This is a genomic window from Agromyces soli (assembly GCF_022811605.1).
In the GTDB taxonomy this organism is placed as follows: Bacteria; Actinomycetota; Actinomycetes; order Actinomycetales; family Microbacteriaceae; genus Agromyces; species Agromyces soli.
Window position 1 is genome coordinate 2,560,280 of record NZ_CP094533.1, and the last position, 13,632, is coordinate 2,573,911.

Below are 13,632 nucleotides of genomic sequence, written 5' to 3' on the forward strand. Positions count from 1 at the left end.
AGCCTCCTGGGGGTGCGCGTAGCCATGCGATTCTCGGAGCACTTCGGCGTCACTCAGACGGCTGATGATGATTGGTTCGATCCCCATCTGACGGTCGATACCAAGCTGTTCATCGATCCGTTGTTGCTCCTCGAAGCAGGGGGGGAGTGGGCCAGCGCTCACGAGCAGCTCATTGCGCACTTCGTCCATTGCTACGGCCTGGTGGCGAGAGCTACCAGCTCGACGTCCGTTTCGGCGCAAGCATCACGGCGGCTCCTGACCTTTCCGGAGCCATTCGAGGTTGGCTTGGGATACACAGCCAGCGGCACGAGTGGCTCGGGCTCGGGCGATCGATTCGCTGCGACCATGGCTGATGGCATCGCGACAGCCATCGCAGCCGGACTCACGCAGCCCGAACACATTGAGGAGATCGGCATCCTCAACGTCGGCATCGGTCCCGACCGGATCTCCGACGCCACAGTCAACGTCCTCAAGGCGCGCTTTATCGAGTACACCCAGACGATCGCAGAACGGCACGGCATCCCGCTCAACACACACCGCGTGAAGTCAGCGCGTGTGTCGCTTGAAGCAGCTCGTTGGATCGCCGAGGATGTCCTGCTGCCGACGAACCCCGTCGATGGCCGACCAGTCATATTGCTGCCGCGAGTGCTTCTGAACGATCTTCCAACGCTCAACGCCGACGACTGGTTCGACTCGCACTTCAACGAGGACATCAGACTCACCCTCAACCTGCAGGTCGGCGAGGCCGTGCGGAAGGCTGACATCGTCAGTTGGGCGCGCCGCCACCCGGATCGAGTCCGCGAATGGGCGCGCGAACAGACGAGCCGACAAGACCTCCACGGCTACGACTTCAGCGCCGACCCGCTGGGTGTCGTCCAGTGGGACCAGGCGCCGGTCGCGTACGCGGTTGAGCATCCTCTCGCGGCGCGGACCGTTACGTCGCATGATGACCTACTCACACTGGTGGGTGAGCTCGTCGATCGATTCCAGCACTTCGTAGAACAGCAGCGCGGATGGAGTCTGCTCTGGAACTCGAACGGATCAGAGAAGCCGGAGGAAGCCGCGCAGCTGCTGTTCCTTGGACTGGCCCAGCCATACCTGCGTCAGTTCAATGTGGAGATCGATCGTGAGGTCGAGTTGGGACGAGGACCAGTCGACTTCAAGGCGGCATCCGGAACCACAGCGCGAGTTTTGATTGAGGTCAAGAAGGTGCACAACGGCAAGTTTTGGAATGGGTTCGAGGCTCAGCTTCCGAGCTACTTGACGTCCGACGGCGCGACACACGGATGGTTCCTGGCGCTGCAGTATCGCGCTACGCCGAGCTCCGTTGATCGCGTCCGCCGACTTCCCGCCGTTGTGGCACTGGCAGCGTCACGCACCGGGATGACATTGCGGTCATCGGTCGTCGACGCCCGTAAGCCACTTTCGGCGTCGAACATAGAGGTGAGCGACGAACTCCCCCTTGACGAGGTCACGGAGGCAGAGTCGTGATCAAGCGAGCGAAGGATTTCTTCAAGCACCGGCGCGCGAAGAAGGCGAACGGTGCGCTCAACGACGAGCCTGTGTCCCCGGCCTGGGACCTGACCGCGCTGACGCCGGAGTTCATCGAAACCGAGCACGCGCAGTACGCCCAAGCCATCGCCGACAACCTGAAGAAGGACGATGTCTTGAACATCGCGCTTTCCGGTAACTACGGCGTCGGCAAGAGCAGCATCTTGGGGCGCGTTGCGGACGATCACGACGGCCGCGTGGTGGAGCTCTCGCTTTCGACGCTTTCGCCGATCGACAACTCCGAGGTCGATGACTCGGTTCCGGCTCAGGCGAGGACGCCAACGAACCGCATCCAGCAGGAGATCGTCAAACAGCTGCTCTACCGAGAAGAACCGAAGTCCGCTCGCGCTTCACGCTTCCGCCGGATCGAACGATTCAGCTGGGGGCGGGAGACCACGCTTGCCCTCATGGGAGGCGTGATCGTTTCGCTTGCCTTCATGATCTTGGGATGGGCGGGGACGATCGAACGAGCCCTCCGACCGCTCCTTGAGCTGGGCCTTTGGGTGTACCCGCTCATCGCGCTTCTCGCAGCGGGCGCGATTGTCGCCGCTCGCGCACTTCTTCATGGCCGGATCCACATCCGTCAGTTCTCGGCTGGCCCTGCCGCCGTGACGCTAGACGAGAAGTCGGTCTCGTACTTCGACCAGTATCTGGACGAGATTGTCTACTTCTTTGAGACCTCGAAGCGAGACATCGTAATCTTCGAGGACATCGACCGCTTCAACGATTCACACATTTTCGAGACGCTGCGTTCCTTGAATGCGCTTCTCAACGCATCGCCGCAGATCAAAAAGCCGATCCGCTTCATCTACGCCATCAAGGACAGCATCTTCGACCGAGTGAGTCTCGAGCACGAGAAGCGGAAGGTGGACGTCTCGCTCATCGAGATCGAGGATCCGGCACAGGCTGAAATCGTGCGTGCGAACCGCACCAAGTTCTTCGACCTCGTCATTCCGGTCGTTCCATTCATTACGCATCGAAGCGCCCGCAACCTGACCACGCAGATTCTGCGCGGCATCGAGCACGACGTATCGCCCGACCTGATCGACCTCGCCGGCCGATTCGTACCGGACATGCGTCTGCTCAAGAACGTGCGCAACGAGTTCGTTGTCTTCCGAGACAGGATCTTCGCTGGGGACGGAAAGCAGCTCGAGCTGAGTGAGACGCACCTGTTCGCGATGATGCTTTACAAGAGCACCCACCTCAGTGATTTCGAGGTCATTCGGCTCGGCGAGAGCAAGCTCGACAAGCTATACAAGGTCAGCCGGACGTTGGTATCGGAGAACATCCGGCGCCTTGAGCGCGAGCTTCGGTCTGCGCGCTTGGAGATCTCGCGTCGCACGGTCGCGAAGCAGCGGGCGTCACGGCTCGGAAAGCTGTTGGTCGCTCGTATAGATCTGCTGGTGCGTTCATCGAACAACGTGCGCGCTCAAAACGGCCAGTACCTCCTGAACGGACGAGGTGCCGACGCCACCGAGTTCGAGTCGATCGAGTTCTGGCGTGAGCTGGCCGAGTCCGAGGACCGCACTGTGGGATGGAATAATCCGTACTACGGCGGCGGGTCGTTCACACTGTCGCGGAGCGATATCGCGGCACTCGTTGGCGACACACTCAACGAGGAAGCGTGGCGCGAAGGCGACGACGAGGCGGAGTCCGAGCAAGTGCGCGAATTGCAGGAGCAGCTCGCGTTCCTGCGAACATCCGACATGGGCGAACTCATTAGTCAGCCCGACTTTTTGGTCGAGTACGAGGGCGATTCGCAGTCGCTCGCAGCCGTCGCAGAGAAGCTGTTGACCAAGGGGCTCGCGTTCAACCTGCTCCGTGCGGGCTACATCGATCGCAACTTCACGCTTTACACGTCGACGTTCCATGGGGACCGAGTCAGTCCAGCGGCCACAAACTTCATCATCCATCACGTCGAGCGTGGACTCATGGATGCGCAGTTCGTCCTGACAGCCGAGGACGCAGAGGCTGTTATTCGTGAGCGCGGAGCCCGGTCGCTGGCGGATCCAGCTCTGTTCAATATCGCGATCCTCGACTACCTGTTGGATGCAAACAGCGCGGACGCAGACATCATGATCACGGCTCTGGCACGCCTCGACGCAGACAGTAAGAAGTTCCTCGAGAGCTACTTGAGCAGTGGCGCGTCGCGCGAAGCGCTCGTGAAGAAGCTCACGGCGCGGAGTCCGCGCATCCTCAGTTACCTGATCGCGGACGTCGAACTCGACGACGAGACGAGGACCGAGCTTGTCAGTGCCTGCCTCGCGAGCTTGACCACTAAGCCGAAGCAAACCGTGACAGAGAAGGCGAAGGCCTACCTTGCTGCGCACTATGCGCAGCTGCCCGCAATCGCGAGCGACGCGTCGCCTGCAGCGCGAGCCGAACGTATTGCGCTCCTGTTCAAGGACGCCGGGCTGTCGCTGCCTGACCTATCGGGCACCAGCGACGCAGTGCGGCCGGCCTTCGTGAAGCTCGGTCTGTATGAGATGAGTCTGTCTAACCTTCAGGCGGCGGTCGGCGACGGGGTTGGCCTTGGCCTCGACCAGCTCAGGTCCACTCACCGCGCCGACGTGTACGCCAAGGCGCTTGCCGAGCTATCGAGCTACCTCGATGCTGTCGACGGTCATGCCGCCACGAACGAGGCGACCGACCGCTTCCATGTGGTTATCCGCGAGGTGCACGAAGCAGCGCCGGATCTGCTCGAGCGCTTTATCGAGGGCGTCTCAGACGAGAGCCGTATCGCCGATGTCGAAGATGTGCCCGAAGAGACGTGGGCTGTGCTCGCGGCGCACTATAAGTTCCCGGCCAGCTTCTCGAACGTGACCCGATACATCGAGCAGATCGGGAGCGCGGACGTGAATCTCGCCGTGGTGCTCGCGTCGAGTGAGGAGATAACCGGGCACGACGATGCCGACGAGGACGAGAAGCGGAGCCTTGCCGTCTCCCTGATTTCGACCCCGTCCACACTCGGTGCTGAGCTTCGAGCAAAGCTGGCGGAAAGTCTCGGGCTGAAGGCGTGGCTCGCGGTCGCTGATCTGCCTGTCGAGTCCGGTGTGCTCTATCCCGAACTGATTGCTCGCCGGGTGATCTCCGACAGCGCAGCGACATATGAGCATCTGGCTTCGGCGGACTGGGCGACACGCGAGCGCGTCATCGCCGCATCCCCGAAGTTCGCCGAGTGGCTAACGCCGGAACTCGTCGGTGCCGACCTGTCGAAGGTGCTTGCAAGTGCGTCGGTGACCGATCAGGCGAAGCGGGTAATCATCGAGAATGCCGACGAGTACACGCCAGCTGGCGGACGTGCCGGACTCGTCGAGGTCGGGAAGACTGCGCGAAGGCTCCAGAAGCTCGTGAGCTTCTCGGTCGTCGAGCAGATGGCGAGTCATCGGATCGGAAATAGCGAGGTGCTACATCACCTCGTGCCGTACCTGTATACAGCATCTGACGCGCAGCTCTTCGGAGTGCTGAATTCTCTGGGTGGCGACTATGGTCAGCTGACGCGATTTGGCCGCGACAAACCGAAGGTGCCGAACACTGCCGACAACCTCAGGCTCATCGAGTCCCTGAAGCAGCGTGGCATTGTTACGAGAGTTGAGGATGATCGCAATCCGATGAAGGTGCACAAGCGATACGGCAGTTGAGCGAGGTCGCCCTGACGGCCTGTTCGCTCTCAGTCAAAGCGGTGTAGCGCTCGGAACACAGCGCCATGCGAGAGGTGGTGACGCCGCTCGAGCTCAGCGAGCGTCGCACCTGCCGCGTGCTCCGAAATCAACCGTTGAGCGTGTTTGTCCGTGACGCCAGATTGGCGGATCGCAGCGTGCTGCTGGCGCAGGAAGCGGAGCAGCGCAGATGGCGCAACCCCATGCTTACGCGCCATCGACGTGGCACTGTCGCCAGCTTCGTAGTCAGCCACGATTCGCTTCACCTGTGCCGGTGTGAAGCGCTGTGTCAGTGGCACGCTGGTGCGGCCTCGTGGTGGTCGGGACGCCGAATCCCGTCCGCCGCCCACGCGTAGTTTTGCTAGTCCACCAGGGGTAAAGCCCGAGCCGGTATGGTTTGAACAGAGGCGGATAAGGCCAGCAAGTTTTGAAGTGAATGAAGCCCCGGTTTTCCGGGGCTTTTGCTGTGCGGGGCCTTTCTGGGCCTGGCCGGCTCGAGACCGGCGCGAACGACGCGACCGTACACATAGCCAGCAGTTGCGCACGCCAGTGGTCGCTGCTCCTCCGGCCGCTCGTTCGCGGGCGGTTGCAGACCAAAGGGTGCCGTCCCCTGACACTTCGCCGGGCTCCGTCGTCGAAGAGGTGACCCCTCAGACACCTCCCGACGAGGAGCCCATGTCCACCTCCGCAACCGCCACCTCCTCAACTCGCACCACCACCCACCAGTACGCGGCCCTCGCCGGCACCGTCATCCTCTCGGCCGTCCTCGGCGTCTGGGCGTACTTCCTGCCGCAGGCGTTCTTCGACCACTTTCCGATCGTGCTGGGGGAGTGGGTGTCGACCGATGGCCCGTTCAACGAGCATCTGGTGCGCGACCACGGGGCGATGTACCTCGCGCTCGGTGCGGCCGGCGTGTACGGGCTCGTCCGCCCCTCGCTCCCGGTGTATCGGGTGCTCGGCATCGTGTGGTCGGTGTTCGGGGTGCTGCACTTCGCGTACCACGTGGGGCACCTCGATCATCTCGGACAGCTGGAGGCGACGGCGCAGCTCATCGCCCTCGTCGTGGCGCTCGGCCTCGGCATCGTGATGCTGATCCCGGGGCGGCAGCGCCAGCGAGTCTCTTCGAGACAGAGATAGTGAGTCTTCGTCATACCGCCGCGATGAACCTCGAATTGGGGCCCCAAGATGACCAGCAGCACTGCCTGTAGCTCGGTGATCTGCAGCACAATCGGAACGTGCAACAGGCTCCGGTTTACGATCCGACGCGACCCTGGGACCGAATTCAGGCCGCGGTACATCATGCTGCGAACAGCGCAAATCTCGTAGATTCAAGTGATGGTCGCTACCGCTATCCAGAGTGGGCGTGGCTCGACGATCCACTCCCGCATGAGATTGAAGCTGAGATTGTCGGTACGGCCGCAGCGTTCAACTGGCCGAGCGCAACGGTTCGCCGTGACACTCGAAAGCAGTACTACGAAGAATTGCGACGGGTGGAAGCTCATCATGCGGCGCTCCACTACGGTAGGCACCTCACATTTCCGGTCGCGCCTCAACCGATCGAGCGGCTCCCCGTGAATGTTGATCTCTCTCTTGAGCAGCAGGGATTTCTGCATGCGAGCGGCCAAGCCGTCGCGGAGAGTCGTCGGATCCGTGAGAACGAGCACCACAACTGGATCGGAATCCTCGACTACGGCGGTTGGCTTGTTGCTGATCCTCGTCATCTGGAGGGCGAGGTGCCCGAGCTCGAGGCGAGACATGCGGCATTTATCGCGGCGACCCGCAAGCAGATTCCACGGTCAGCTCGTACCCCGCAACTTCTGCGCTCCATTGAGGTCGGGGCGCGGCTCGCGCTCTATCATTCGTACTGGCACCGGCTCAACGTTCGACGTGATCGGCTGATTCTTGCCGGGCGCCGTGCGGGGTCGGCATTCGGTGGCCGGAAGCCTGCACCTCAGCCATACGGGGTTTCGCATGAGGGGGCTGAACACCTGTGCGGAGAATGGATGACGTACCTCGGTGCAACGAACGTCGGCATCACTCCGCCCACCCGCGATGGGGGGATCGACATCCTGAGCGACCGAGCGATCGCGCAGGTGAAGAACTACTCGGGCACTGTTGGTGTTGAGGATGTGCGCGCCTTTCACGGCGTGGTGCTTGTCGACGGTCGCCTTGGCGTGTTTTTCACATCAGGCACCTACTCCCGGGATGCGATTGCATTCGCAGAGCGCGCCGGCATGCCGCTGATGACATACAACGCCGTCGCAGGCACGCTCCTCGGTGCGAACGCGATCGGTGAGGCGGTGCTCAGCGTCGGTATGTGAGAGCGGAGCTCAAGCGCCCTCACCCCTCCGAGTCCAACACCGCCGAGTTCCGAATCCCGAGCAACGACACGAGCGCCCCGGCCGCCATCAGCGCCGCCGTGAAGATCGCGATGCGATGGAACCCTTCCAGGTCGAGCACGCCGCCCACGACGACGCCGAGGAGGGCGACGCCGATGAGGCCGGCGATCCTCGCGACGGCGTTGTTCACGGCCGAGGCGATGCCGGAGCGGGCGGGCTCGATGGAGCCGAGGATCGCCGAGGTGAGCGGCGCGACGGTGATGACGAGGCCGAAGCCGGTGAGCACGACCGAGGGCAGCACCTGCGTCCAGTAGTTGAACTCGGGCGTCACCGTGAGCAGCAGCAGGTAGCCGACTGCCATGATCGCGGGCCCGACGGTCATGAACAGGCGCGGGCCCCACTTGCCGCTGAGCGTGCCGATCGGCGAGCTCAGCGCCATCATGATGAGTGTCGTCGGCAGACTCGCGAGCCCGGCGAGCGTCGCCGACAGCCCGGCCCCCTGCTGCAGGTACAGCGCGACGACGAGACCGTTCAGCGACAGCGCCCCGTAGATGAAGATCGTCGCGATGTTGCCCGACCAGAAGTTGCGCACCTTGAAGAGCGACAGCGGCAGCATCGGCTGCTTCGCGGTCGCCTGGCGCACGACGAAGCCGATGAGCGCGAGGATGCCGAGCGTGAGCGTGCCCCAGATGGCGGGATTCGACCAGCCGAGGTTCTGCTGCTCGATGAGCGCGAACACGGTTCCGCCGAGGCCGACGGTGCAGAGCACGGCACCAGCCCAGTCAATCGTGGCGCCGGGCTGGCGCACGTCGCGCTGACGCAGCACGACGAGGAGCCACAGCGTCACCGCGATCGGCACGACGTTGATGAGGAACACGAAGCGCCACGACGAGTAGTCGACGAACAGTCCGCCCATCACCGGGCCGACGAGCATGGCCGCGGTGGTCGAGGCAGTCCAGATGCCGATGGCGCGCGCCTGCGCGGGCCCCCGGAAGTTCGAGGTGATGAGTGCGAGCGAACTCGGCACGAGCAGTGCCCCGGCGATGCCCTGCAGGCCGCGCGCGATCACGAGGAACAGCGGATCGGGGGCGGCGGCGATCGCGATCGAGGTGAGGCCGAAGCCGATCAACCCGACCCGCAGGATCACGATGCGGCCGAACACGTCGCTGAGCGACCCGGCGACGAGGATGAGCGCGCCGAGCGTGATGAGATACGCGTCGACGACCCACTGCTGGGTGATGAGTCCGCCGCCGAGTTCCCGCCGGATCGCGGGCAGCGCGACGTTCACGACCGTGCCGTCGAGGAACGAGACGAACGACGCCAGGATGGCGATCAGCAGCACGAGCCGCTGCGCCCGCGAGGGCGGCGGCAGCGCGGCATCCTTGCCCCCAGCGGCGGGAGCGGCAGCGCCGCCGCCGGGAACGTCGGCACCGGTGGGCTCCGCGCCCGTCACTTCTGCAGCTCCTCGGCGAGCATCACGATGATGCCGCTCGGGCCGCGCAGGTACGTGAGCCGGTAGATGTCCTGGTAGGTGCCGACGCCGCGCAGCGGGAAGCAACCGTGCTTCGCCGCGATCTCGAGCGCCGCGTCGAGGTCGTCGACGGAGAACGCGACCCGATGCATGCCGATCTCGTTCGGCAGCGTCGGCTCGGTCTCGATCGCGTCAGGGTGCAGGTACTCGAAGAGCTCGAGCCGGCCGTGACCGTCGGGCGTCTGCAGCATCGCGATCTTCGCGTGGTTGCCGTCGAGGCCGACGGCGGTGTCGGTCCATTCGCCGCTGACGGTGTCGCGGCCGATCACGCTCAGCCCGAGGTCGGTGAAGAACGCGATCGTCTGGTCGAGGTCGCGCACGGCGATGGCGACGTTCTCGAGTCTGATGGCCATACTGCGCATGCTACTCAGCACGGCCGACGGCGGTGCGGGTCATCCCACCGCCGTGCGGATGCGCACCTCGCGCTCCATGCGCTTCTCGTGACGTTCGCGTCCCTTGAGCGCCTCGGTCTCGCGGTTCTTCGGCGGCGCGTTCGTCGTGAGCCCGTCGAGCAGCCGCCGGGTCGCGACGGCGATCTCCTCGATCGCCTGCTCGAACGCCTCGGCGTTCGCCCGGGAGGGATGCGTCGAACCGCTCACCTTGCGCACGAACTGCAGGGCGGCCTCGCGCACCTCGTCGTCGGTCGTGGGCGGTTCGAAATTGTGGAGCACGCGGATGTTCCGGCACATGCGGGCCACGATACGCCCCGCCTGCGCCGGCGGCGAGGGGGACAGGGCGGCAAGCAGGAGGGGCGGACGCGACCCGGATGCCGCGCCCGCCCCCGCCTGCGGCTAGATGATGCTGCGGCCCTCGCGCTTCGCCTGGCGCCACTCCTTCACGAAGGCGCGCACGATGACGGCGAGCACGCCGAGCACGATCACGGGCCAGATCAGCACGTACAGGGTGAGCAGGGCGGTCATGCGCGGTCCTTTCCGTCGTTCGCGAGTTCGAGCCGGTCATCCAGCGACGAAGCGCCAGCAGCGCCGGGCGGGCCGGCGAGACCGGCCGAGGCATCCGCCCCGCCGTCGCGGGTGTCGAAGTCGCCCGTGCGCTCCTTGATCAGCGCGAAGTCGAAGCGACGCGTCGTGTTCGCCATCGTCAGTACCACGCAGACGATCGTCGACGCGGCGTAGGCGACGAGCGATCCCGAGAGCACCGGGTAGGTGTGCAGGAAGCCGATCGCGAACGGCGCCGCCGCGAGCGTCGCGACCGTGCCGACGACGAGCGCCACCAGACGCCCGAAGAAGCCGAACGCCATGAGTCCGAGCACCACGCCGATGCCGATCGTCGCGAGCACGTCGCTCGCGATGCCGATGCCGCCGGACAGATCGATCCACTCGAAGCGCACCGGCAGGAAGCAGGCGAGCCCGGCGATCACCGCGGCGGTGAAGGCGAGGTTCGTGACCCGGTTCCAGTAGAAGCTCGAGATCACCGGGAACACGAGCGCACCCCAGAGCGCGCCCACGAACACCAGCAGGTCGAGGATGTTGAACTGCGAGCTCGCGAAGAACAGCCCGGCGGCGGTGGCGATGATCATCGTGATGCGGCCGACCCAGATCATCGTCTGCGGGTTCGCCCGCTTCTTGCCGGCGATGTTCTGCCCGTAGATGTCGGCCATCATGATCGACGCCAGGGCGGTGAGGTCGGCATCCGCCGTCGACGACAGCGAGCCGATGATCATCACGAAGAACACGCACAGCAGCACGGGCGGCAGGTAGTTCGCCGCGAGCTGGGGGATGAGGTTGTTCACGTCGTCGTTCAGCGGCTGGATGCCGGCGTACAGCGCGAGCACGCCGAGCATGCCGACGCCGATGATCGTCGCTCCGTAACCGACCGTCGCGGTGACGAAGGTCTTCTTGATCAGGTCCTCCCGCACGGCGAAGAGGCGCTGCGCGATCGTCTGGTTGCCGATCGCGTACGCCAGCACCGCGGCGATGTAGGGCGCGCCCTGGTTGAAGAACGCGTCGGAGGAGAAGAAGTCCTGCTGCTGCGGCGTCAGGTTGTGCGCGCCCGTCTCGAAGAGCGACGGCCCGCCCGCGGCGAAGAACACCACCGGGATGATGATCACCACCGCGCCGAGCATCGCCACGACCTGCGCGAAGTCGGTCAGCACCGAGGCGCGGAAGCCCGACCACAGCGTGTACAGCAGCACGCCCGCGGCGATCGCGATGATGCCCTGCGTGAAGGTGAACGGCGACAGCATGTCGATGAGCGCGCCGCCCGCGATGAGGTTCGAGGTGAGGCTGATAACGCTGCCGAGCACGTTCGATCCGGCGAGCATGAGCTGGCTCGACCGGCCGTGCCGGGCGAACATGACCTCGGCGATGGTGTGCGCGCGCGGTGCGACCTGCCGGATCCGCCGCCCGAAGGGGTAGATCAACAGGATCATCAGCGCACCCCAGAGCCCGTAGTGGATGGGCCCGGAGATGCCGTAGGTGAAACCGGAGGTCGCCGAGGCGTACATCGACGACGCCCAGATCCAGGTCGCCGTCATCGAGGCGGCCGAGATGCCGAAGCCGATCTTGCCGCCGCCGGTCATGTAGCCGTCGGCGTTCTCGCGCTTCCGGCTGATCCGGATGGACATGTAGAGGCTGCCGCCGAAGAACAGCAGCATGAGGGTGACCACGATGGGTCCGGACAGCTGTTGGAGCTGGTCCATGTCGACTCGCTTTCGTCAGGGCGTCCCGCGTCGGTGCGGGACGCGGGAGGCAGGGACGAGTGCGGTCAGTCGGGAGGGATGCGGGTCGCTGCGGCGTGTTCGTGGTGCCGCCCGGTGGTGCCGAGGCGGGTCCCGCAGGGCGGGAAGAACGTTCGTGCAGCTACGAGCACGCGGTCCCTTTCGTCGGTGGTCGGGGTGGTGCGTGGCGCGCGCAACGCGCGGCGCGATCCGGGGATCGCTGACGCACCGGGCTGGCGAGACGGCGGGAATCGGGATGCCGGAAACGGGGTTCCTGGGCTCCGCCATGACGAGGCCGGACTCCCGTGGAAGTCCGGCGCAGCCTCGTTCGACCGTAGCGGACCCCGGGTCGGGTGGCCAGTCGAGCCGGCCTGCTCCCGCGCTCGCGTGACGGCACGATTTGCGGGTGTGGCGCCTCGCCGACCCACGAATACTGACGTCACTCGCCCGTCTCCGGGGCGGGCGGACATCGCCGCCCACCACCGACTTGCCCGACTTTCATGAAAGTCGGGCAAGTCGATAGAGGGGCTCAGCCGAGCAGCGTCCGCGCCCGGTCGAGCGCCGGGCCGAGGCCGGCGAGCACCGCGACGTGGCCGTCGCCCTCGCGGGCGAGCAGCTCGGGGTGGGGGAGTGCGGCGGCGATCCGCTCGGCATGGCCGAAGGGGATGACCCGGTCGCCCGTGCCGTGCACGAGCAGCACGGGCGGCACGACCTCGGCGAGGGCGACGCCCCAGCCGGTGACGAAGGCGACGTCGTCGTCGACCGCGCCGTCGGGGCCGAACGCGTCGGCGGCCTGGGCGTCCTCGCCGACCGCGCCCCACTCGCCCTCGAGCGCGGCCCAGTCCACCGGCAGGAACTGCTCCGGATCGAACACCTCGTGCTCGGCGTAGGCGAGGCGGGAGGCCCGGCCCTGTCGCGCAGCCAGCAGTCCGCCGGGCGCACGCATGCCGGCGAACCATCCCGCGCCGTCCACGCCCGTGTCGCCCTCGAACGGCGCCGGACTCGCGACCGCGACGACGGCGCCCACGAGGTCGGGGGCGAGTGCGGCGAGGGCAACGGCGTGCGGACCGCCGCCCGAGTACCCGGCCGCGATCGCCCGGGTGACGCCGGCGGCGTCGAGCACGGCGAGCGCGTCGCGTGCGGCGCTCGCCACGGTGCGTCCGGGGTGCGGGGTGGAGCCGCCGAAGCCCGGACGGGCGATCGACACGAGCCGCAGCCCCAGCCGCTCCGCGTGCGCGACGAGCGGCGCCGGCGGGCGGCCGGTGTGCGGCGTGCCCGGGTGCCACACGATCGCAGCCGAGGCATCCGCCGCTCCGGTCTCGAAGCTGCGGATCGTGCGCCCATGGGGCAGCACGGTGTCACTGGCTCGCATCGTCGTCCTCCGCGTTCGCGCACTCGCTCGTCGCCCGCATCGTGAGCCGGGCGCGCTCGTCGTCGCCGGTTGCGACGACATCGACCGTGATGAGCTCTCGCCCGACGATCCGGATGTCGAGGTTCTCCCGGCGGTCGAGCGCCGTCACCCGCCGCTGCCAGCCCTCCGCCTCGGGGAACGCGTCGCCGAGCGTCGCGGCCCACGCCACCCGGTCGAAGCCCGGATCGAGCTCGACGTGACGCCGGTGCACGGTCTGCTCGCCTCTGCCGGCAACCGGGCAGGGCTGCGTCATGACCTCGGCGGTGCGATCGAGCGCGCTCGCCGCGGGGACCGTCGCCTCGATCGCGTCGAGCTGCGCCGCGACGGCCGAGGCGGCCTGAGCAACGGTGCGCGTCTGCTGCGCCTCGGTGACCGACACGGCGATCCACACGGTGCCGCAGAGTGCGACGACGCCCGCCACCGGCAGGGCGGCGCGCCAGAACTCCCGCCGCGCTTCCCCCATG

12 protein-coding genes are annotated in these 13,632 nt (G+C 65.9%); 4 read left to right on the forward strand and 8 right to left on the reverse strand.

Translation table 11 applies throughout. The annotated features are described in order from the left end of the window. The first annotated feature begins 12 nt into the window (after positions 1–12). Both MTP13_RS12300 and MTP13_RS12305 read left to right on the forward strand, forming a co-directional pair. Positions 13–1,491 carry a hypothetical protein gene (locus tag MTP13_RS12300; protein WP_243568035.1) on the forward strand — a complete coding sequence of 493 codons (1,479 nt, stop codon included), beginning with the start codon at positions 13–15 and terminating at the stop codon, positions 1,489–1,491. Then, positions 1,488–5,192: a YobI family P-loop NTPase gene (locus tag MTP13_RS12305; RefSeq protein ID WP_243568036.1), complete on the forward strand. Its 3,705-nt coding sequence runs from the start codon at positions 1,488–1,490 to the stop codon at positions 5,190–5,192. The genes MTP13_RS12300 and MTP13_RS12305 overlap by 4 nt, the downstream gene beginning before the upstream one ends. A gap of 29 nt (positions 5,193–5,221) precedes the next feature. On the opposite strand, the gene MTP13_RS18300 is transcribed toward MTP13_RS12305, so the two are convergent. Further along, positions 5,222–5,464 (reverse strand): hypothetical protein, encoded by a 243-nt coding sequence (locus tag MTP13_RS18300; protein WP_243568037.1) that lies wholly within the window; start codon positions 5,462–5,464, stop codon positions 5,222–5,224. 421 nt (positions 5,465–5,885) lie between these two features. Here MTP13_RS18300 and MTP13_RS12315 point away from each other — a divergent pair, with 421 nt between their 5' ends. Continuing rightward, positions 5,886–6,347: a hypothetical protein gene (locus tag MTP13_RS12315; RefSeq protein ID WP_243568038.1), complete on the forward strand. Its 462-nt coding sequence runs from the start codon at positions 5,886–5,888 to the stop codon at positions 6,345–6,347. Between the two features lie 98 nt (positions 6,348–6,445). Beyond that, the gene (locus MTP13_RS12320) at positions 6,446–7,531 is read left to right on the forward strand and encodes a restriction endonuclease (RefSeq protein WP_243568039.1); all 1,086 of its coding nucleotides are present in this window, start codon (positions 6,446–6,448) and stop codon (positions 7,529–7,531) included. Positions 7,532–7,550: 19 nt separating this feature from the next. Here MTP13_RS12320 and MTP13_RS12325 read toward each other — a convergent pair whose 3' ends face one another. The 7 genes from MTP13_RS12325 to MTP13_RS12355 form a co-directional block, all read right to left on the reverse strand. Next, on the reverse strand, positions 7,551–8,921 hold the full coding sequence (locus tag MTP13_RS12325; RefSeq protein ID WP_243570822.1) for an MFS transporter: 1,371 nt from the start codon (positions 8,919–8,921) through the stop codon (positions 7,551–7,553). Positions 8,922–8,998: 77 nt separating this feature from the next. Then, positions 8,999–9,433, reverse strand: a complete 435-nt coding sequence (locus tag MTP13_RS12330; RefSeq protein ID WP_243568040.1) for a VOC family protein — start codon at positions 9,431–9,433, stop codon at positions 8,999–9,001. Between the two features lie 39 nt (positions 9,434–9,472). Continuing rightward, the gene (locus MTP13_RS12335; protein ID WP_243568041.1) at positions 9,473–9,769 is read right to left on the reverse strand and encodes a DUF2277 domain-containing protein; all 297 of its coding nucleotides are present in this window, start codon (positions 9,767–9,769) and stop codon (positions 9,473–9,475) included. A gap of 102 nt (positions 9,770–9,871) precedes the next feature. Next, entirely contained in the window at positions 9,872–10,000 is a 129-nt protein-coding gene (locus tag MTP13_RS12340; RefSeq protein ID WP_229781582.1) for a putative transporter small subunit, read from the reverse strand. Further along, complete coding sequence (locus MTP13_RS12345) at positions 9,997–11,739, reverse strand: sodium:solute symporter family protein (RefSeq protein WP_243568042.1); 1,743 nt, start codon at positions 11,737–11,739, stop codon at positions 9,997–9,999. Before MTP13_RS12345 ends, MTP13_RS12340 begins: the two co-directional genes overlap by 4 nt. Positions 11,740–12,286: 547 nt before the next feature. Beyond that, positions 12,287–13,129: an alpha/beta fold hydrolase gene (locus MTP13_RS12350; protein WP_243568043.1), complete on the reverse strand. Its 843-nt coding sequence runs from the start codon at positions 13,127–13,129 to the stop codon at positions 12,287–12,289. Beyond that, positions 13,116–13,631 carry a hypothetical protein gene (locus tag MTP13_RS12355; RefSeq protein ID WP_243568044.1) on the reverse strand — a complete coding sequence of 172 codons (516 nt, stop codon included), beginning with the start codon at positions 13,629–13,631 and terminating at the stop codon, positions 13,116–13,118. Before MTP13_RS12355 ends, MTP13_RS12350 begins: the two co-directional genes overlap by 14 nt. Position 13,632 lies beyond the last annotated feature (1 nt).

Excerpts from the sequence above, each read along its gene's own strand:
- MTP13_RS12315 (WP_243568038.1), top strand. The coding sequence starts at position 5,886 with ATGTCCACCTCCGCAACCGCCACCTCCTCAACTCGCACCACCACCCAC.
- MTP13_RS12330 (WP_243568040.1), bottom strand. The coding sequence starts at position 9,433 with ATGGCCATCAGACTCGAGAACGTCGCCATCGCCGTGCGCGACCTCGAC.
- MTP13_RS12335 (WP_243568041.1), bottom strand. The coding sequence starts at position 9,769 with ATGTGCCGGAACATCCGCGTGCTCCACAATTTCGAACCGCCCACGACC.
- MTP13_RS12340 (WP_229781582.1), bottom strand. The coding sequence starts at position 10,000 with ATGACCGCCCTGCTCACCCTGTACGTGCTGATCTGGCCCGTGATCGTG.
- MTP13_RS12345 (WP_243568042.1), bottom strand. The coding sequence starts at position 11,739 with ATGGACCAGCTCCAACAGCTGTCCGGACCCATCGTGGTCACCCTCATG.
- MTP13_RS12350 (WP_243568043.1), bottom strand. The coding sequence starts at position 13,129 with ATGCGAGCCAGTGACACCGTGCTGCCCCATGGGCGCACGATCCGCAGC.
- MTP13_RS12355 (WP_243568044.1), bottom strand. The coding sequence starts at position 13,631 with ATGGGGGAAGCGCGGCGGGAGTTCTGGCGCGCCGCCCTGCCGGTGGCG.